The sequence below is a fragment of the Nocardioides sp. LS1 genome (genome assembly GCF_003865225.1).
Lineage (GTDB): Bacteria > Actinomycetota > Actinomycetes > Propionibacteriales > Nocardioidaceae > Nocardioides > Nocardioides ginsengisegetis.
This window is the reverse complement of the sequence record NZ_BIFF01000001.1, coordinates 775312-794576: the sequence shown is the minus strand read 5'-3', so window position 1 is coordinate 794576 and position 19265 is coordinate 775312. Positions and strand designations below refer to the sequence as shown.

Here is a 19265-nt window from a genome sequence, read left to right as displayed (position 1 = left end):
GGGTCAGACCAGCGCGGGATCCCGCTGCGGCTCGACCGCCGGCCGGGGCTCGTGGTCGTCGACCATCGTGGTCTCGTCGAAGGGCAGGTCCCCGGCCAGCACCCGGTCCAGGCGCGCCCGGTCGAGGCCACCGGTCCAGTGCGCCACCAGCACCGTGGCGACCGAGTTGCCGGCGAAGTTGGTCAGCGCCCGGGCCTCGGACATGAAGCGGTCGATGCCGACGATCAGGCCGACGCCGTCCACCAGCTCGGGGCGGTGAGAGCTGAGCCCGCCGGCCAGGGTGGCCATGCCGGCGCCCGTGACGCCGGCGGCGCCCTTCGAGGCGATCATCATGAAGAGGAGCAGGCTGATCTGCTCGCCGAGGCTCAGCGGGTCGCCGGTGGCTGCCGCGATGAACAGCGAGGCCATCGTCAGGTAGATCGCGGTGCCGTCGAGGTTGAAGGAGTAGCCCGTCGGGACGACGACGCCCACGGTCGGCTTGTCGACGCCGGCGTGCTCCATCTTCGCGATCAGCCGCGGCAGCGCCGACTCCGAGGAGGAGGTGGACAGGATCAGCAGGAACTCGCGGCCGAGGTAGCGGAAGAGGCTGAGGATGTTGACCCCCGTGGTCACCCTGAGAATCGTGCCGAGGACCACGAAGACGAACAGGGCGCAGGTGATGTAGAAGCCGAGCATCAGCACGGCCAGGCTCTTGAGGGCGTCCACGCCGGTCTCACCGACCACGGCGGCCATGGCGCCGAACGCGCCCACCGGGGCGGCCCACATGATCATCGAGAGGACCCGGAACACGAGCTTCTGCAGGTGCCCGACGCCACGCAGGACCGGCTCCCCCGTGGAGCCCATCGCCTGCACGGCGAAGCCGACGAGCAGCGCGACGAGCAGCGTCTGCAGCACCTCACCCGAGGTCAGCGACGACAGCATCGACGTCGGGATGATCCCGACGAGGAAGTCGACCGTGGAGCCGTGCGCACCGGCCGCCTGCTCCGCGCCGGCGCTGGCGACCTCGTCCGTCAACTGCAGCCCGGAGCCGGGGTGCAGCACGTTGCCGACGACCAGGCCGATCGCGAGGGCGACGGTCGACATCACGAGGAAGTAGCCGAGCGCGAGGCCGCCGACCTTGCCGACCCGCGCGGCGCTGCGGACCGAGCCGACGCCGAGCACGATCGTGCAGAAGATCACCGGCTGGATCATCATCTTGATCAGCGCGACGAACGCGGTGCCCAGCGGCTTGAGCTGGACGGCGAAGTCCGGGGCGACGAGGCCGACCAGGATGCCGAGGCCGACGGCGACGATGACGGCGACGTAGAGGTAGTGCGTCCGGCTGCGGGGTACCGCCCGGTTCGTGGTGGAGGGAGTGGTCATGCGCTCACTGTGTCGACGGCTGTGACGGGCGTCACCGTTGTGGTCGTTGAGTTCACGACCCGCTGACCGGCCGCGCGGTGCGGCACAATGCGCCCATGCAAGCGAGGGAGCCGTCCGTCGCGCGCCAGATCCTGGTGCTGCAGGTGGCGGTCGTCCTCGTGCTGGTGGTCGCCTCACTGGCGCTCGCGGCGTACGACGCCCGGCGCCACGCCCGGGCGACCGCCACCGAGCGGGCGGTGGCCGTGGCCACCACGCTGGCCGACTCCCCCGCGCTCCTCGCCGCCCTCGACGACGCCGACCCGAGCGTCGCGATCCAGCCGATGGCCGAGCGGGTCCGGCACGACGCGGAGGTCGACTTCGTCACCGTCATGAACCTCGACCTGATCCGCTACAGCCACCCCGACCCGTCCCAGATCGGCCGGCACTTCGTCGGCGACGTCGGCGGTGCGCCCGAGGGCCGCACCTTCACCCAGGAGTACGCCGGCACGCTCGGCCCGTCGATGCGCGCGGTCGTGCCGGTGCGGGACGGCTCGGGCGACGTCGTGGCCCTCGTGTCGGTCGGCATCACCATCGACCGGATCGACCGGGACCTCCGGGGCGACGTCCTGCTCATCGGGCTGGCCGCGCTGGCAGTGCTGGCGGTCGGCCTGGCCGGCACCTGGCTGGTCGGGCGGCGGTTGCGGCGCGCCACCCACGGGATGGGTGAGCGCGAGATCACCCGGATGTACGAGTACTACTCCGCCGTCCTGCACGCCGTCCGCGAGGGGCTGCTGCTCCTCGACGACCAGGGGCGCGTGCAGCTGGCCAACGACGAGGCGGCACGGCTCCTCCACCTGCCGCCCGACGTGATCGGCCGGTCCGTGCACGACCTGGGCCTGCCGCCGGGACTGGTCGCCGCGGCACTCGGTCGGACGGCGGAGAGCGACGACATCTACGTCGCGGGCGAGCACGTGCTCGTCGTCAGCTCGGCCCCCGCGACCTGGCAGGGCCGCGAGGTCGGCGCCGTGGTGACCCTGCGCGACCACACCGAGCTGCGGTCGGTGACCGGCGAGCTGGACGTGGTGCGCGGGCTCACCGACTCGCTGCGCTCGCAGAACCACGAGGCCGCCAACCGGCTGCACACCGTGGTCTCCCTGATCGAGATGGGACGTCCCGAGGAGGCGGTGGCCTTCGCGACCGAGGAGCTCGAGGTGGCCCAGCTGCTCACCGACCGGATGGTCGGCGCCGTCGGCGACCCGGTCGTGGCCGCCCTGCTGCTCGGCAAGCGCTCGGACGCCGCCGAGCGTGGCATCGACCTGGCCATCGACGGTGAGCTGTCCGCCGAGGCAGCCGTGCCGGCCCGCGACCTGGTGACCGTCCTGGGCAACCTCGTCGACAACGCCTTCGATGCCGTCGCGGGCGAGCCGGTCCGTCGCGTGGCGGTCCGGCTCGACGGCTCGGGCGACACGGTCCGGGTCGTCGTCGGCGACAGCGGCCCGGGGCTCACCGAGGCGGAGGCAGCCCGCGTCCTCGAGCGCGGCTGGACCACCAAGGCCACCCGTGCCGTCGGCGGGCGCGGCATCGGACTGGCCCTGGTCGGACAGGTCGCACGCCGGCACGGCGGCAGCGTCGAGATCGGCACGTCGCCCCTGGGCGGCGCGGAGTTCCGGGTCACCCTGCGCGCGACCGGTGGTGCCGCATGACGATCCGGGTGCTCGTCGTGGAGGACGAGCAGCTGGCGGCCGAGGCGCACGCGGCGTACACCGCCCGCGTCGAGGGCTTCGAGGTCGCCGGCGTCGCGCGCTCCGCCCAGGAGGCGGCCCGCCTGCTCAACACCGACCGTCACGTCGACCTGCTCCTGCTCGACATGCACCTGCCCGACGGGCACGGGCTCGGCCTGCTCCAGAAGCTCCGCGCCGCCGGGCACCTGTGCGACGTGATCGCCGTGACCTCCGCCCGCGACGCCGACGTCGTGCGGCACGCGATGGCGCAGGGCGTCGTGCTCTACCTGCTGAAGCCGTTCACCTTCGCGACGTTCCGCGCCAAGCTCGAGCAGTACGCCGCCTACCGCGCGCAGCTCGCCGCCGCACCCGCCGAGGTCGTGCAGGACGAGGTCGACCGGCTCTTCGGGTCGCTGCGCCACACCCCCGGCGGGGAGCTCCCCAAGGGCATGAGCGCCGAGACGCTGCGCGACATCACCGAGGCCCTGCGGGCCGCCCCGCAGCCGCTGTCGGCGAGCGAGGCGGCCGAGGCCGTCGGGGCGTCCCGGGTGACCGCGCGGCGCTACCTCGAGCACCTCGCCGACACCGGGCGGGCCGAGCGCCGGCCGCGCTACGGCGGCAGCGGCCGGCCCGAGGTGGAGTACCGCTGGCGCTAGGTCAGCTGAGCTCGAGACCGGGGTAGAGCGGGTGCTTGTCGAGCATCTCGGCGCTGGCGTCGCGCACCTTGGCGGCGATGCCCTCGCCCAGCGTGTAGCTGGCCTGCGAGGGAGTCCCGGCCTTGGTGGTCCCGGCCTCGGTGTTGCTGAGGACGTGCACGATCAGCTCCGCCACGTTGTCGAACTCGTCGTGGCCGAAGCCGCGCGTGGTGAGGGCGGGCGTGCCCAGCCGGACGCCCGAGGTGTACCAGGCGCCGTTGGGGTCGTTGGGGACGCTGTTGCGGTTGGTCACCACGCCCGCGTCGAGCAGCGCCGACTCGGCCTGGCGGCCGGTCAGGCCGAACGACGAGACGTCCAGCAGCACGATGTGGTTGTCGGTGCCGCCGGTGACCAGGTTGGCGCCGCGGGTCAGGAAGCCCTCGGCCAGCGACTTGGCGTTGTCGGCGATCTTCTGGGCGTAGGTCTGGAACGCGGGCTGGCGCGCCTCGGCGAGGGCGACCGCCTTGGCGGCCATCACGTGCGACAGCGGGCCGCCGAGCACCATCGGGCAGCCGCGGTCGACCGACGGGGCGTACTCCTCCTGGGCCAGGACGAGGCCACCGCGCGGGCCGCGCAGCGACTTGTGGGTGGTCGTGGTGGTGACATGGGCGAACGGGACCGGGTCCTCGTCGCCGGTGAAGACCTTGCCCGCGACCAGGCCGGCGAAGTGCGCCATGTCGACCATCAGGGTCGCGCCGACCTCGTCGGCGATCTCGCGCATCTTGGCGAAGTTCACGCGCCGGGGGTAGGCCGAGTAGCCGGCGACCAGCACCAGCGGCTTGAACTCGCGGGCCTTCGCGGCGACCTTGTCGTAGTCGAGCAGGCCGGTCTCCGGGTCGGTGCCGTACTGCTGCTGGTGGAACATCTTGCCGCTGATGTTGGGGCGGAAGCCGTGGGTGAGGTGGCCGCCGGAGTCCAGGGACATGCCGAGCAGGCGCTGGTTGCCGAGCTCGTGGCGCAGCGTCTCCCAGTCCTCGTCGGTCAGCTCGTTGACGTTCTTGGCGCCCAGCTTCTCCAGCGCGGGTCCCTCGATGCGATGAGCGAGGATCGACCAGAACGCGACCAGGTTGGCGTCGATGCCGGAGTGCGGCTGGGCGTAGGCGTAGGGGGCGCCGAACAGCTCGCGGGCGTGCTCGGCGGCCAGCGCCTCGACGGTGTCGACGTTCTGGCAGCCGGCGTAGAAGCGGTGCCCGACGGTGCCCTCGGCGTACTTGTCGCTGAACCAGGTGCCCATCGTCATCAGGACCGCGGGCGAGGCGTAGTTCTCGCTCGCGATCAGCTTGAGCGAGGCCCGCTGGTCGGCCAGCTCCTGCCGGGTGGCCTCGGCGATGCGGGGTTCGACCGAGGCGATGACCTCGAGGGCCTGCTGGTAGGCGCTGCTCGTCAGCTGGGAGAGATCGCTCATGGGCACAGCCTAGGGCTGCGGCCCGTGTGACGTGGACCGCACCCCGGGGCGTGGCAGGCGGGAGACGGCGTACCGCGTCTCGCATCGTGGTCGTCGTGTCCACATCATGGGATTTCACCTTGTGGGAAGGGCGTCCGACCCGTGAGACTCCTTGACATGATCAGCGCTGCAACGTCCGCCTTCCTCGTGGTACGCCGCCACGTGGACTTCGGGCGCACCCGCAGCATGATGTGTTGGCCTTCCTGACCAGCCGCCCACCGCGCAGCTGACCCGGCCGGGCCCGAGTCCCCGAGGACGTGGACTCCCCCCGACCGAGCGTCGCGCGCCACCCGTCAAGGAATGCCTTTCCCATGACCGACCTCCGCCACACCGCCAAGCGACCGGCCCACACCGAGATCCCGCGCCCCAAGCGCGGCGAGGGCCAGTGGGCGCTGGGCTACACCGAGCCGCTGAACAAGAACGAGCAGTCCAAGAAGGACGACGGCCCGCTCAACGTGCAGGCCCGGATCCTCAACATCTACTCCAAGCGCGGCTTCGCCTCCATCGACCCGGCCGACCTGCGCGGCCGCTTCCGCTGGATGGGCCTCTACACCCAGCGCGCCCCGGGCTTCGACGGCGGCAAGACCGCGATGCTCGAGGAGGAGGAGCTCGACGACGAGTTCTTCATGATGCGGGTCCGCAGCGACGGCGCCCTCCTCTCCCACGACGCGGTCCGCGCCCTGGGCACGATCGGCGTCGACTTCGCCCGGGACACCGCCGACGTCACCGACCGCGAGAACATCCAGTACCACTGGATCCGCATCGAGGACGTCCCCGCGATCTGGGAGCGGCTCGAGGCCGCCGGCCTGTCCACCCTCGAGGCGTGCGGCGACAGCCCGCGCCCCTTCCTCGGCTCGCCGGTCGCCGGCGTGGCCAAGGACGAGATCATCGACGGCACCGCGGCGCTGGAGGAGATCAAGCGCCGCTACATCGGCAACCCCGACTTCGCGAACTTCCCCCGCAAGTTCAAGACCGCGCTGACCGGGCACCCCTCGCACGACGTGGCGCCCGAGGTCAACGACATCGCCTTCGTCGGGACCGTCCACCCCGAGCACGGCCCCGGCTTCGACCTGTGGGTCGGCGGCGGCCTGTCGACCAACCCGATGCTCGCCCAGAAGATGGGCGTCTGGATCCCGCTGGACGAGGTGGCCGACGCCTGGGAGGGCGTCGCGTCGATCTTCCGCGACTACGGCTACCGCCGGCTGCGCTCGCGCGCCCGCCTGAAGTTCCTCGTCCAGGACTGGGGTGTCGAGAAGTTCCGCGAGGTGCTCGAGAACGAGTTCCTCGGCCGCAAGCTCGTCTCCTGCCCCTCTCCGCCGTCGCCCGTCGGGCACCGCGACCACATCGGCGTGCACGAGCAGAAGGACGGCAACCTCTACGTCGGCATCGCGCCGACGGCCGGCCGTGTCTCCGGCACGATGCTGGTCCAGCTCGCCGACCTGATCGAGCAGTACGGCGTCGCCGGCGCCCGGCTCACGCCGTACCAGAAGATCGTGCTGGTGGGGGTCTCCCCCGACGTCGTCGACGCGCTGGTCGAGGCGCTGGACGGCATCGGCCTGTCGGCCCGTCCGTCGGGCTGGCGCCGCAACACGATGGCCTGCACCGGCATCGAGTTCTGCAAGCTCGCCATCGTCGACACCAAGAACCGCGCCCGCGACCTGGTCGCCGAGCTCGAGAAGCGCTTCCCCGACCTCGACGTGCCGATCACCGTCAACGTCAACGGCTGCCCCAACGCCTGCGCCCGGACCCAGGTCGCGGACATCGGGCTCAAGGGCCAGCTCGTGATGTCCGACGGCGAGCAGGTCGAGGGCTTCCAGGTGCACCTCGGCGGCGCGACCGGCCTCAACGCCAACTTCGGCCGCAAGCTCCGCGCCCACAAGGTCACCAGCAAGGGCCTCGACGACTACATCACCAACGTCGTGAACGCCTTCCTGGCCGACCGCGAGGACGGCGAGTCGTTCGCGACCTGGGTGGCGCGCGCCGACGAGGACCTGCTGCGCGGCGAGCGCGTCGACGTGCCCGAAGTCGCGGCGGTCTGAGATGTCGGAGCGCGCGATTCCCTTCCACTGCCCCTTCTGCGGCGACGAGGACCTGCGCCCGCACGAGGTCGTGTCCGAGACCGGGGAGACCACCTCCCCGCACGGTACGTGGGAATGCCGGTCGTGCCTGCGCGCCTTCTCCCTGAAGATGCTCGGCTTGATCCGACCCAGCCTGGGAGCCCCCGAATGACTGCAGCCACCACCCGCAAGGCCCGCGCCTTCCGCGGCACCCACACCGAGGGCCGCACGCCCGAGGAGCTGCGCGAGCTGGTGTCCCACGCGGGCGCCGAGCTCGAGCTGGCCCCGGCGGAGCACATCATCGAATGGGCCGTCGCGACGTTCGGTGACCGCTTCTGCGTGACCTCCTCGATGGGCGACGCGGTGCTGGCCCACCTCGCCGCCAAGGTCGCGCCGGGCGTCGACGTGGTCTTCCTCGACACCGGTTACCACTTCGTCGAAACCATCGGCACGCGCGACGCCGTCGAGGCGACGATGGACGTCAACCTGATCACGATCACGCCGGTGCAGAGCGTGGCCGAGCAGGACGCGGCGTACGGCAAGGACCTCTACAAGACCGACCCCGACCTGTGCTGCAAGCTGCGCAAGGTCACGCCCCTGGCCGAGTCGCTCGACCAGTACGACGCGTGGGCGACCGGGCTGCGCCGCGCCGAGACCCACAACCGGGTCATCGCGCCGGTCATCGGCTGGGACGCCAAGAAGGGCAAGGTCAAGGTCTCGCCGCTGGCGCGCTGGTCCGACGAGCAGGTCGAGCAGTACATCGCCGACAACGGGATCCTGGTGAACCCGCTCGTCTACGACGGCTACCCCTCGATCGGCTGCTGGCCATGCACGCGCCGCGTCGCGCCCGGCGAGGACCCGCGCAGCGGGCGCTGGGCCGGCACCAACAAGACCGAGTGCGGGATCCACTCATGACCCCGACTCCCACCCTCTCCCCCGAGATCGACAGCGCTGTCGGTCGACACCACATCACCACCCCGGCACCTGCCGGCAACACGAGGAGGCCGCACTGATGGCAGCTCCTGCACTGGTGGCCCTGGCTCACGGAAGTCGTGATCCCCGGTCCGCCGCGACGATCAAGGCCCTGGTCGACGAGGTCCGCGCGCTGCGCCCGGACCTTCGCATCGAGCAGGCGTTCCTCGAGCTCTCCAAGCCGTCGTTCAACACGGTCGTGGACAGGCTCGTCAAGGCCGGGCACGACGAGATCGTCGTCGTCCCGTTGCTGCTCACCGAGGCCTACCACGCCAAGGTCGACGTGCCCTCGGCCGTCGCCGAGGCGTCTGCCCGCCACGAGGGTCTGCAGATCCGGGCCACCAGCATCCTCGGCCTCGAGGCGTGCTTCCTCGAGGTGCTCGACGTCCGGATGCGCGAGGCCCTCAAGGCCCACCGCGTGCGGGAGCTCGACGCCCTGGTCCTCGCGGCCGCCGGCTCCTCGGACCCGCTGGCCAACCAGGCCGTGGCACGGCTCGCCCGCGTCTGGGGCCAGCGCCACAAGCTGCCCGTCACCGCGGCGTTCGCCTCCGCCGCCCCGCCGGCGACGGGTGAGGCGGTCCGCCAGTTCCGTGCCGAGGGCCGCCGCCACATCGCCGTCGCCTCGCTTTTCCTGGCCCCGGGCTTCCTCCCGGACCGGGCCGCCGAGCTCGCCGTCGAGGCCGGAGCCATCGCGGTGTCCGAGCCGCTCGGCGCCCACCCCGAGGTGGCCCGCACGATCCTGGCCCGCTACGCCGTCGGCGCCGTCGAGCTCGTCCCCGTCTGAGTCGCGAGAGGGCACTTGGGGGCACTCTGAACGCGCCGAGAGGGCCCTTGGAGGCACTCTCGCAGGACTGAGAGTGCCTCCGAGTGCCGCCTCACGCGGCTGAGAGTGCCTGCGAGTGCCTTCTCAGCCGACGAGTCGCGCCAGCAGGTGGTCGAGGGTGCCGGCGGGGTCGAGGGTGAGCCCGCCGTGCACCGGGCCGGGCTGCAGCACGGTGCTCTTGGGCGCGCGGAGGAAGCCGAACCGCTGCCCGATCGGCTTGCCGGCCGCCACTCCCCCGCGCGCGTCGCCGGCGCAGACGCCGTCGACGAAGTCGAGCGCGTCGCAGACCTGGTCGAGGTCGATGCCCGGGTCGAGGGCAGCAAGCCGGTCACGGTCGACGGCCCACGCGACGGCGAGGAAGTCCGAGGCCTGGCAGTAGAGGACCACCCCGACGTTGAGGAACTCCTCGCGGTCGACCCGGGGCACGCAGCGCAGGACGACGTACTGGTAGGCGAGGTGGCCGCTCACGCGGACGCCTCGACCGGCAGCCAGGCGCGCGCGGCGAGGCGCGCGGTGAGGAACGCGACGTACGCCGCCCGCACGGCGTCGGGCGTCTCCGCACCGGGGACGGGCTCGAGCCAGGCGTCGGGCACCTCGGCCAGGACCTCCGCGAACGTGTCCGGCCCGAGCAGGGCGCGGATCGCGTCGTCGGCGGCGGGCAGCCCGTGGGCGTGGGTCCCCAGGACGTGGTCGGAGGGGTCCCACGGCTGTGCGGCGAAGCGCTCGGCCGCGCCGTCCTTGAGCAGCGCGCCACCGGGCCAGGCGTGGTGGAAGTACAGCGAGGCGCCGTGGTCGATCACCCACAGGGCGCCGTGCCAGAACAGCAGGTTGGGGTTGCGCCAGGAGCGGTCGACGTTGGCGCAGAACGCGTCGAGCCACAGCACCCTGGCCGCGATGCCCGAGGCGGTGGGCAGGTCGCCGTCGAACCCGAAGGCCCCCGGCAGGAAGTCGACGCCGAGGTTGAGGCCGGGGCTGGCGTTGAGCAGGTCCTGGACCTCCTCGTCCGCCTCGTAGCGGGCGATCTCGGGATCCAGGTCAAGGGCGACCAGGCGCGGGGTGCGCAGGCCGATCCGCCGGGCGAGCTCGCCCACGACCACCTCGGCGACGAGCACGCGGACGCCCTGCCCGGCACCGCGGAACTTGCACACGTAGGTGCCGAGGTCGTCGGCCTCGACGATCCCGGGCAGGCTGCCGCCCTCGCGCAGCGGGGTGACGTAGCGCGTGACGCCGACCGTCTCGATCATCGCGTGGGCGCCTCGGTGGTCAGTCGCTCGCGCTCGGCCTCGATGTCGAAGTCCGCCTCGGGCCACCGGGGACGCATCGCCTTGAGCGTGTCGTGCAGCAGGTTGCCGATGGTGAGGTTGCGGTACCACTTCTTGTCGCTGGGGATCACGTGCCAGGGCGCGTGCTCGGTGTTGGTCCGCTCCAGGGCGATCTCGTACGCCTCCCGGTAGGCCGACCACTTCTGGCGCTCGTCGATGTCGCCCGGGTTGAACTTCCAGTACTTCGTCTCGTCGTCGAGCCGCGCCAGCAGGCGGGTCTTCTGCTCCTCGGCCGAGATGTGCAGCATGCACTTGACGATCGTCGTGCCGCCCTCGACCAGCTCGCGTTCGAAGTCGTTGATCGCGTCGTAGCGGCGCTCGATCTCCTCGGGCGGGGCGAACCCCCGCACCCGGGCGATCAGCACGTCCTCGTAGTGGGACCGGTCGAAGACGCCCACGATCCCCTGCTGGGGCAGGGCCTTGCGGATCCGCCAGAGGAAGTCGTGCTCCTTCTCCTCGTCGGTGGGCGCTTTGAAGGAGGTGATGCGCACGCCCTGCGGGTCCACGAGGCCGACGGTCTTGCGCAGCACCCCGCCCTTGCCCGAGGTGTCCATCCCCTGGAGGACGAGCAGGATCCGGCGCTGCGAGCCGCCCTTGCCCTCGGCGTACAGGCGCTCCTGCAGGGTCGACAGGTCGTCACCCAGCGCGAACAGCGCTGCCTTCCCCTTCTTCTTGCCCCCGTCGAAGCCGGGCGCCGTGTTGGTCTCGAGGGCGCTCAGGTCGACCGGGCCGGCCGGCAGTCGGTGCTGGTGCTCGGTCATGGGCACATCATGTCCTAGCTAGCCGAGGACCCGCCGCACGTCGAGGGTGCAGCCGACGACGGTGTCGACGCTGCCGTCCTCCTGGGGCTCGTCGAACCAGAGCCCCTCGGTGAAGCCGGCCTTGGCCAGGATCCGCAACGACGCGGCGTTGCGGTGGTCGGGGGCGGCGAAGAACTGCTCGGAGGTGGGGAAGCGCTTGTGGGCGCGGAGCATCCAGGCCCACAGGACACGTACGCCGAGCCCGCGGCCGGTCCACACCGGGTCGCCGATCGCGTAGTCGACGCCGATCGCCGCCGGGTCCGGGCCCAGGAGGGCGTAGTCGGGGTAGTCGCCGATCCGGTAGTCCTGCACGAAGCCCACGGAACGGCCGTTGACCTCGACCACCCACATCCGGGTGGGGGTCATGCCGTCGATGCTGGGGCCGTACTTGGCCGCGACGGTCTCGACGGTGGCCGCGCCGTCGGAGGCCCACCACTTGTGGACGTGCTGCTCCTGGCGCCACCGGGTGACGGCCGGCAGGTCGCCGCGGGTCATCGCCCGCACGGTGACCACCCAGTCGTGGTCGACCGCGAAGTGCTTCACCTCGCCGGACAGGTCCAGCGGCACCGGCTCCGCGTGCCGGCTGGCGGCCATCCGTCGGGCCGCGGCCGCCCACGACTCCCCCGCATGCACGACGCCCGCGAGCTCACGACCACGGTCGTGCACCACGACGTGCTCCGGATGCTGGGCCACGCCCCGAGACTAGGGGACGTCGGGCTCTTGCCGGCCGGACGCGGCCAGCTCCTCGCGGACGACGGCGAAGGCCAGGCCCGAGGGGTAACCCTTGCGCGCGAGCAGTCCGACGAGCCGCCGCGTGGCGACGGTGTCGTCGACGCGGGACAGGGTGCGCAGCTTCTTGCGGACCAGGACCCGGGCCGCGGTCTCCTCGTCGGCCGGGTCGATCTCGTCGAGCGCCTCCTTGGCGACCTCGTCGTCGATGCCCTTGCGGCGCAGCTCCTGGGCGAGGGCCCGGCGGGCCAGGCCCTTGCCCGGCTGGCGGCTGGCGATCCAGGACCGCGCGAAGGCGTCGTCGTCGACGAGCCCGACCTCCTCGAACCGGTCGAGGAGGCGGGTCGCGATCTCGTCGGGGACGCCCTTCTTGCCCAGCTTGTCGCTGAGCTCCTTGCGGCTGCGCGCCTGCCCGGTGAGCTGGTCGAGCAGGATCTTGCGGGCCACCGACTCGGGGTCGGCGTCCGGGCCGAGCGCCTGCTCGTCCACGGGCGGCGGCGGGAGGGGCGTGGATGCACCACGCGTCCACGCCGCCACGCCGTCCGCGACGTCGCCCAGCCAGCCAGGGGCTGGACGAGTCTCGCGCTCCGCCGCCATGTCTCTCGCCTCATCAGGTCTCGACACGCCGGTTCACCGCCTTCGCGGGCTCAGGCGGTGACGGCTCGCTCGACCACCACCAGGACGTCCGCTGGCGCGTCCGTCCTCAGAAGTCATCGACACCCAGCGGGTCGGCCATCGGGTCGGCCGGCTGGTCGACCGTCGGGCCGACTCCGAGCTTCTCGAGGATCTTCTTCTCCAGCTCGTCGGCCAGGTCGGGGTTGTCGCGCAGGAAGTTGCGCGCGTTCTCCTTGCCCTGGCCGAGCTGGTCGCCCTCGTAGGTGTACCAGGCGCCGGCCTTGCGGACGAGGCCCGCCTCGACGCCGACGTCGATCAGGCCACCCTCGCGGCTGATGCCCTTGCCGTACATGATGTCGAACTCCGCCTGCTTGAACGGCGGGGCGACCTTGTTCTTGACGACCTTGACGCGGGTGCGGTTGCCGACCATGTCGGTGCCGTCCTTGAGCGTCTCGATGCGGCGCACGTCGAGGCGGACCGAGGCGTAGAACTTCAGCGCCTTGCCACCGGTGGTGGTCTCGGGCGAGCCGAACATGACGCCGATCTTCTCGCGCAGCTGGTTGATGAAGATCATGGTGGTGCCGGAGTTGTTGAGGGCACCGGTCATCTTGCGCAGCGCCTGGCTCATCAGGCGGGCCTGCAGGCCGACGTGGCTGTCGCCCATCTCGCCCTCGATCTCGGCCCGCGGCACGAGCGCGGCGACGGAGTCGATGACGATCAGGTCGAGCGCGCCGGAGCGGATCAGCATGTCGGCGATCTCCAGGGCCTGCTCACCGGAGTCGGGCTGGGAGACGAGGAGGGCGTCGGTGTCGACGCCGAGGTTCTTGGCGTAGTCGGGGTCGAGGGCGTGCTCGGCGTCGATGAAGGCCACGATGCCGCCGGCACGCTGGGCGTTGGCCACCGCGTGCAGGGCGACCGTCGTCTTGCCGGAGGACTCCGGGCCGTAGATCTCCACGACCCGCCCACGCGGGAAGCCGCCGAGGCCGAGCGCGACGTCGAGGGCGATCGAGCCGCTCGGGATGATCTGCAGCGGCGCGCGCACCTCGTCGCCGAGCCGCATGACCGAGCCCTTGCCGAACTGCTTCTCGATGTTGGCGAGGGCCGCGTCCAGGGCCTTCTCGCGGTCTGCACCAGCCATGGTGTTTCCCTTCTTCTGGGGCTTCGCGCCGCCGGGTCGTGGTCTTTTCGTCTGAGTAGTCATCGTCGTGAGAGACGCTAGAGGAGACCTCCGACAGAACCGGGACGGAGCCTGCTCCGCACCTGTTCGCTGGGGACAACGTCGACCTGCGCGCCACCTGTGGACACACAGTAGCCCGAACACGTGTTCGACTCGCGCACGACGTACGGCGTGTCGCGGGGACCCACTCAGGAGAGCGGCAGCCGCACCAGGAACCGGCAGCCGAACGCCGCCTCGGCGTCGGGGACGTTCTCGACCAGCACCCGGCCCCGGTGGGCCTCGACGATGCCCTTGACGATCGCGAGCCCGAGGCCGGCCCCGCGTCCCACCTCGGCGGGGCCGTGCTCGGGCGTGCGGGCACTGCTCCCCTGCCAGGCCAGGTCGAAGACCCGCTCCATGTCCTCGGGCGGGATCCCGCCGCAGCCGTCGGTGACGCTCAGCTCGATCCCGTCGGCCACCGAGCGGCCGTGGATCTCCACGACCCCGTCGGCCGGCGTGTGCCGGATCGCGTTCATGATCAGGTTGGAGACCACCCGCGAGAGGCCGGCCGGGTCGGCGCAGACCTCGATGCCCTCCTCGACGCTGCCGCCGAGCCGCACGCTCCGGGCCCGGGCGACGGGGTCGGCCCCCGCGATCGCCTCGCTGACCAGGTCGCCCACCATCAGGGTCTCGGGCGAGAGCCGCAGGACGCCGGCATGGATCCGGGAGAGCTCGAAGAGGTCGTCGACCATCCGCACCATCCGGTCGACCTCGGCGCGGATCTGGCGGCGGTAGCGCTCCGGGTCCGGGGCCATCCCGTCCTCGAGCGCCTCGGTCATCGCCCGCATCCCGGCCAGCGGGGTGCGCAGGTCGTGGGAGACCCAGGAGACCAGCTCACGGCGCGACTCCTCCAGCCGCGCCTCCCGGACCCGCGACTCCTCGAGCCGCTGGCTGGTTCGGGCCAGCTCGTCGGACAGGGCCTGGAACTCCGTGGGACCGCGCCGCGCGGCCGTGAACGAGCCGGGCGTCGCCAGCCGGCGTGCGTCCTCCCGCAGCGACAGGGACCAGTGCACGACGGCGGCGCCGAGGGCCAGCGCGACCACGACCGACACGAGCCCGGACACGACCGCGACCAGGCTGACCACGCCCCAGTCGTGGTCGGAGATGAACATGAGGCGGGAGGCGGCGACCACGCCGACGAGCACCGAGAACGTCGCGACCACGGCCACCAGCGAGAGCTGCCACCGGATCGAGCGCCGGCGCAGCAGCCAGGCGGCGAGGAGGCCGAGCGCACCGACGGCGACCGCGGACGCGGCGGCCACGCCGGCGATCTGGAGCTGGTCCGACGTCATGATGCCTCCCAGCGGTAGCCGACTCCCCAGACCGTGAGCAGGCGCTCGGGCCGGGTGGGGTCGCGTTCGATCTTCTCGCGCAGGCGGCGTACGTGGACGGTCACCGTCGAGCGGTCGCCGATCGACCAGCCCCACACCTGTTGGAGCAGGTCCTCGCGCGAGAACGCCGTGCCGGGGTGGGCGAGCAGGAAGCGCAGCAGGTCGAACTCGCGGCCGGTCAGGGCGAGGACGGCGCCGTCGCGCGTCGCCTCGTGCCGCACGCTGTCGACGCGGAGGTCGCCGTCGGTCAGGACCTCGGGGACCTGCGGTCCCGGCTCGCCCGTACGACGGAGCACGGAGTCGACGCGGAGCGCCAGCTCGCGGGGGCTGAACGGCTTGGTGACGTAGTCGTCGGCACCGTGCTCGAGGCCGACCACGCGGTCGGTCTCGTCGCCGAGGGCGGTGAGCATGATGACCGGCACGTTGCTCGACTGGCGCAGCCGCCGGCACACCTCGAGGCCGTCGATGCCCGGCAGCATCAGGTCGAGCACCACCAGGTCGGCCGGGGTCTCCTGCATGGTGCGCAGCGCGGTCTCGCCGTCACCGGCCTCGAGGACCTGGTGCTCGTGGGCGCGCAGGTAGGAGACCACGACCTCGCGGACGGTGTGGTCGTCGTCAACGACCAGGACGCAGGCCACGGGCGCTCCTCTCCCCGCGCGCGGTCCGCCACCGGACCAGCGACGCGACCGTCACTGCTGCCAAGACTAGTGCGGCGAGCACGAGCCACCCGGTCGTGTAGTCGCGGTCCAGCAGGGTGGCGTTGTCGCTCCGCGCGCCGAACCGGCCGAGCACCGGCACGGCGAGCAGGGTCGTCGCGCCCAGCACGACCAGGCCGACGACGGCAGGGGCGCGGGCCGGTCCCGGGAGCAGCCGCGCCCCGAGGGCGACGACCACCAGCACGACCGGCGCCAGGACGAAGTCGTGCAGGACCACACCGCCGGCCAGCCACGTCCCCGCCGCGACGAGCTGGCCGAGGTCCTGGCGGCTGAGCAGCAGCCACGCGCCGTACAGGCCGAGGAGGGCGCCGAGTGCGCCGAGCAGGCGCCGGATCATGCGTCCACCTCCAGCCGGGTGACCCACTTGGTCTGCAGGACACCGGGCCGGTCCGGGGCGATCAGCCGGGCCGGGTAGCCGTGGTCGACCGCGAGCGTCTCGCCGTCGAGGGCGAGCGCGAGCAGGGTGCGCGGGTCGTCGGCGAAGTTCGCCTGCAGCAGCGTCTCGCGGTAGTGGCCGGACTGCTGGAGCGACACGACGCGTACGTCGCTCCCCTCGGGCACACCCGCGAGGTCGAGGAGCGACCGGACCGGCACGCCGGTCCACGACCCGCTCGCGCTCCAGCCCTCGACGCACGCGATGGGCAGGTCGTGGGTGACCTGCGGCATGGCGAGCAGCTGGTCGCGGGTGAAGGACAGGGTGGACGCGCCGCGGACGACCTCGAGCCGGTAGGCGGAGCTGGTCGCGGTGGCGGTCACGCCCGCGGCCCGGGCCGACTTGTTGATCGGGATCCCGGCCGGGCCGTCGCCGGACCGGACCCCGAAGACCGAGACCCGGCGGAGCACCGGCACCGTGGAGCCGGCGGTCACCAGGACCGCGACCCCGGTCGCCAGCCAGGTCGTGCGGAGCAGGCCGCGGCGGCTGAGCACGCCGGGCTCGGTGGAGGTGGGCCGGTCGTGGACGGTGTCCTCGACGTCCGCGCCGAGGGCGTGCCGGATGACCGGCAGCTTCACCGCGATGTGCACGACCAGCGCGCCGATGGTGATCCAGCCGACGGCGTAGTGGGTGGTGCGGAACGAGAAGGCCCACGGGTACCACTGCGCGGAGTTGGCCAGACCCGAGGCGAGCAGGAAGACGGCTCCCGCGACGAGGACGCCGATGGAGGCCCGCTCGGTGGCATCGACCACGGCGGCCCTCAGGGCGCGAGGGGGACGCAGGAACAGCCGCGGGTAGACGGTCCAGAGCTTGACCAGCAGCAGTGGGACGGCTGCGGTGCCGCTGATGACGTGCAGTCCCTGGGTGACGCGGTAGCCCCACGCGGGGCTGGTCGGGAACGGGATCGGCTGGTCGGGCAGCTGCGCGTAGTGGCTGATCAGTCCCGTCACGAACGCGAGGCCGAAGCAGATGCCCAGCCACAGGCCGACGCGGGCCGTGACGGCCGCGCTGCGCAGCCGACTGGTGAAGTCGCGGTCCGAGGGGATCCTCACGCCGCCTCCTCCAGGACGGCCGACCAGCGCTCGCCGTGGGCGTGCGTGCCGACGACCGCGAGCCCGGCCCGGGCGGCGACCTCGTGGATGGCGTCGATACCGACGACCGACCAGCGGAACGGCCGGCTGCGGGCGTCGCCGCACTCCAGCGCCGCCCACACGGACTCCACGCCCACGCCCGGCCCGGCGAGCTCGACGACGATCCGGCCACGCGGGTCGAGCACCTCGCGGAGCCGGCGCAGCAGCGCGACCGGGTCTCCCCCGATGCCGACGTTGCCGTCGGCCAGCAGCGCGCTCTGCCAGCGACCCTCCCCGGGCAGCCGGTCGAAGATGTCGCGGACCAGCGCTGCGACGCCGCGGCCACGGGTCTGCAGGACGGCCTCACGGACGACGTCGATGCCGAGCACGACGTGGCCGAGCTCGGCGAGCCGGGCCGTCAGCCGGCCGGGGCCGCAGCCGACGTCGAGCGTGGCGCCGATGCAGTGCCTCAGGAGCGAGTGGTCGACGTCGTCGGCGTCGCGGGTCCAGTCGGCGACCGGCAGCGGGAGCGGCTCGGCCCCGATGCCGACCACCGAGCACGGGTGGCCCCGGAGGGCACGCGAGAACACCTCGGAGAAGGAGAGCTCGGGCAGGCTGTCGATGCTCATCGCGCAGTCACCGCCGACCAGGCCCGGGAGAAGTGGCTGTCGGGGACCGTCGCCGCCACGTGGTGCGCGTCGGCGACGGTGTCGACGTCGCGCAGCATCGCGGTCGTCCCGACACTGGCGCCGGCGCCGAGCAGCGCCGCGCGGGTGTCGTCGTACGTCGTGGGCGTGGACATCGGCACCCGGGCCAGCACACCGGCGGCGCGGGGGTCGCGCAGCGCGAGCACCCACCAGCCGCCGTCCTCGGCGGGTCCCAGGACCGCGTCGTGACCGTCGGTGCCGCTCGCTGCCTCGAGCAGCATCCCGGCGGTGACCTGCGGGGTGTCCATCCCGATCTGGACGACCGGGCCCGCGCCGACGTCGTGGTGGGCGTTGACCAGCCGCTCGGCGAAGCCGTCCCCGCGCTGGACGTGCACGGTCCAGCCGCGGACCGCGTCGGCGAGCTCGGCGCCGCGGACCGCCCCGGCGAGCTCGCCGTCGAGGGAGAGGTGGCAGCGCCCGGCCCCGGCGGCCGCGGTGCAGGCGAGCAGCGAGTCGAGGAGGGATGAGGCGGCGACCTCGGCCGCGGCGGCCATGCCGATGACGGCGCCGAGCCGGGTCTTGACCCGGCCGGCAACGGGCGCCTTGGCCACGACCAGCATCCGGGCGGTGCTCACGCCAGCACCTTCGCGAAGTCGCGGGCCGTGCGGAGCGTGCCGCGGACCGACCCGGAGACCTTGGACCGGGTCCCCTCGGCGCGCGGGTGGTAGGACACGTCGTGCTCCTCGAAGCGCCAGCCGGCACGGGTCGCCTTCTGGAGCAGCTCGACGGGGTAGCCGAAGCGCCGGTCCCGCACGTCGAGGGCGAGCAGCTCGGCCCGGCGGGCGACCCGCATCGGGGCGATGTCGTGGGCCGGCAGGTCGATCCGGCGGCGCAGCCAGGACACGATCAGCGCGTTGCCGGCACGCGCGTGCCAGGGCCAGACGCCGGCGCGGACGGGGCGGCGGCGACCGACGGCGAGGTCGGCGCGGCCGGCGCGGACTGCCTCCAGCAGCGGCAGGAGCTCGTCGGGGTCGAAGGAGCCGTCGCCGTCCATGAAGGCGACGTGGTCGCTGGTCGCCGCCTCGAGCCCGGCATGAACAGCGGCGCCGTAGCCGGGCACCGACTCGTGCACGACGGCGGCGCCCAGCCGGCGCGCGACCGCCGCGGTGTCGTCGCGGGAGCCGTTGTCGACGACGATCACGGCGAACTCCGCGGGCACGCGCGGCAGCAGCGCCGCCAGGGCGGCGGCCTCGTCCTTGCAGGGCAGGACGAGGTCGCAGACGGTCTCCATGTGTGCACCGTAGGGGCGGGTCCGGCCACGGGACGGGCCAAA

20 protein-coding genes are annotated in these 19265 nt (G+C 72.6%); 5 read left to right on the top strand and 15 right to left on the bottom strand.

Going from position 1 to position 19265, the window contains the following annotated elements:
* Positions 1–3: 3 nt before the first annotated feature.
* Positions 4–1362 carry a cation:dicarboxylate symporter family transporter gene (locus EJF31_RS03710; RefSeq protein ID WP_125035720.1) on the bottom strand — a complete coding sequence of 453 codons (1359 nt, stop codon included), beginning with the start codon at positions 1360–1362 and terminating at the stop codon, positions 4–6.
* 95 nt (positions 1363–1457) lie between these two features.
* On the opposite strand from EJF31_RS03710, the gene EJF31_RS03705 reads away from it, so the two are divergent.
* Together EJF31_RS03705 and EJF31_RS03700 are read left to right on the top strand one after the other, a co-directional pair.
* Entirely contained in the window at positions 1458–3044 is a 1587-nt protein-coding gene (locus EJF31_RS03705) for a sensor histidine kinase (protein WP_125035719.1), read from the top strand.
* Complete coding sequence (locus tag EJF31_RS03700; protein WP_125035718.1) at positions 3041–3718, top strand: response regulator; 678 nt, start codon at positions 3041–3043, stop codon at positions 3716–3718. The genes EJF31_RS03705 and EJF31_RS03700 overlap by 4 nt, the downstream gene beginning before the upstream one ends.
* Before the next feature lies 1 nt (position 3719).
* Here EJF31_RS03700 and EJF31_RS03695 read toward each other — a convergent pair whose 3' ends face one another.
* Positions 3720–5162: a glycine hydroxymethyltransferase gene (locus tag EJF31_RS03695; RefSeq protein ID WP_125035717.1), complete on the bottom strand. Its 1443-nt coding sequence runs from the start codon at positions 5160–5162 to the stop codon at positions 3720–3722.
* Between the two features lie 350 nt (positions 5163–5512).
* On the opposite strand from EJF31_RS03695, the gene EJF31_RS03690 reads away from it, so the two are divergent.
* The 3 genes from EJF31_RS03690 to EJF31_RS03675 all read left to right on the top strand — a co-directional run bounded on the left by EJF31_RS03690 (position 5513) and on the right by EJF31_RS03675 (position 9014).
* Positions 5513–7240, top strand: coding sequence for a nitrite/sulfite reductase (locus tag EJF31_RS03690; protein ID WP_125035716.1), 1728 nt, complete (start codon positions 5513–5515; stop codon positions 7238–7240).
* 186 nt (positions 7241–7426) lie between these two features.
* Positions 7427–8173, top strand: a complete 747-nt coding sequence (locus tag EJF31_RS03680; RefSeq protein ID WP_125035714.1) for a phosphoadenylyl-sulfate reductase — start codon at positions 7427–7429, stop codon at positions 8171–8173.
* Positions 8174–8270: 97 nt separating this feature from the next.
* A complete protein-coding gene (locus EJF31_RS03675) occupies positions 8271–9014 on the top strand; it encodes a sirohydrochlorin chelatase (RefSeq protein ID WP_125035713.1) in 744 nt (247 codons plus the stop codon).
* A gap of 123 nt (positions 9015–9137) precedes the next feature.
* Here EJF31_RS03675 and EJF31_RS03670 read toward each other — a convergent pair whose 3' ends face one another.
* From EJF31_RS03670 to EJF31_RS03610, 13 genes are all read right to left on the bottom strand, one after another.
* Complete coding sequence (locus EJF31_RS03670; protein ID WP_125035712.1) at positions 9138–9521, bottom strand: DUF3037 domain-containing protein; 384 nt, start codon at positions 9519–9521, stop codon at positions 9138–9140.
* On the bottom strand, positions 9518–10297 hold the full coding sequence (locus EJF31_RS03665) for a HipA family kinase (RefSeq protein WP_125035711.1): 780 nt from the start codon (positions 10295–10297) through the stop codon (positions 9518–9520). The genes EJF31_RS03670 and EJF31_RS03665 overlap by 4 nt, the downstream gene beginning before the upstream one ends.
* The gene (locus EJF31_RS03660; protein WP_125035710.1) at positions 10294–11136 is read right to left on the bottom strand and encodes a PPK2 family polyphosphate kinase; all 843 of its coding nucleotides are present in this window, start codon (positions 11134–11136) and stop codon (positions 10294–10296) included. The genes EJF31_RS03665 and EJF31_RS03660 overlap by 4 nt, the downstream gene beginning before the upstream one ends.
* Before the next feature lie 18 nt (positions 11137–11154).
* Complete coding sequence (locus EJF31_RS03655) at positions 11155–11868, bottom strand: acetyltransferase (protein ID WP_260430593.1); 714 nt, start codon at positions 11866–11868, stop codon at positions 11155–11157.
* A 9-nt stretch (positions 11869–11877) separates the two neighbouring features.
* A complete protein-coding gene (locus EJF31_RS03650) occupies positions 11878–12501 on the bottom strand; it encodes a regulatory protein RecX (protein WP_125035709.1) in 624 nt (207 codons plus the stop codon).
* Positions 12502–12607: 106 nt separating this feature from the next.
* The gene (gene recA / locus EJF31_RS03645; protein ID WP_125035708.1) at positions 12608–13657 is read right to left on the bottom strand and encodes a recombinase RecA; all 1050 of its coding nucleotides are present in this window, start codon (positions 13655–13657) and stop codon (positions 12608–12610) included.
* Positions 13658–13884: 227 nt separating this feature from the next.
* A complete protein-coding gene (locus tag EJF31_RS03640; RefSeq protein ID WP_125035707.1) occupies positions 13885–15027 on the bottom strand; it encodes a cell wall metabolism sensor histidine kinase WalK in 1143 nt (380 codons plus the stop codon).
* On the bottom strand, positions 15024–15704 hold the full coding sequence (locus tag EJF31_RS03635; protein WP_125035706.1) for a response regulator transcription factor: 681 nt from the start codon (positions 15702–15704) through the stop codon (positions 15024–15026). Before EJF31_RS03635 ends, EJF31_RS03640 begins: the two co-directional genes overlap by 4 nt.
* Positions 15682–16119 carry a hypothetical protein gene (locus tag EJF31_RS03630; RefSeq protein ID WP_185736124.1) on the bottom strand — a complete coding sequence of 146 codons (438 nt, stop codon included), beginning with the start codon at positions 16117–16119 and terminating at the stop codon, positions 15682–15684. Before EJF31_RS03630 ends, EJF31_RS03635 begins: the two co-directional genes overlap by 23 nt.
* A complete protein-coding gene (locus tag EJF31_RS03625) occupies positions 16116–17267 on the bottom strand; it encodes a molybdopterin-dependent oxidoreductase (protein WP_185736123.1) in 1152 nt (383 codons plus the stop codon). Before EJF31_RS03625 ends, EJF31_RS03630 begins: the two co-directional genes overlap by 4 nt.
* Positions 17264–17914 (bottom strand): bifunctional 2-polyprenyl-6-hydroxyphenol methylase/3-demethylubiquinol 3-O-methyltransferase UbiG, encoded by a 651-nt coding sequence (locus EJF31_RS03620; RefSeq protein WP_125035705.1) that lies wholly within the window; start codon positions 17912–17914, stop codon positions 17264–17266. The genes EJF31_RS03625 and EJF31_RS03620 overlap by 4 nt, the downstream gene beginning before the upstream one ends.
* Positions 17911–18567, bottom strand: coding sequence for a DUF2064 domain-containing protein (locus EJF31_RS03615; RefSeq protein ID WP_221767446.1), 657 nt, complete (start codon positions 18565–18567; stop codon positions 17911–17913). Before EJF31_RS03615 ends, EJF31_RS03620 begins: the two co-directional genes overlap by 4 nt.
* Positions 18564–19223, bottom strand: a complete 660-nt coding sequence (locus EJF31_RS03610) for a glycosyltransferase family 2 protein (RefSeq protein WP_125035704.1) — start codon at positions 19221–19223, stop codon at positions 18564–18566. Before EJF31_RS03610 ends, EJF31_RS03615 begins: the two co-directional genes overlap by 4 nt.
* Between the last annotated feature and the right edge of the window lie 42 nt (positions 19224–19265).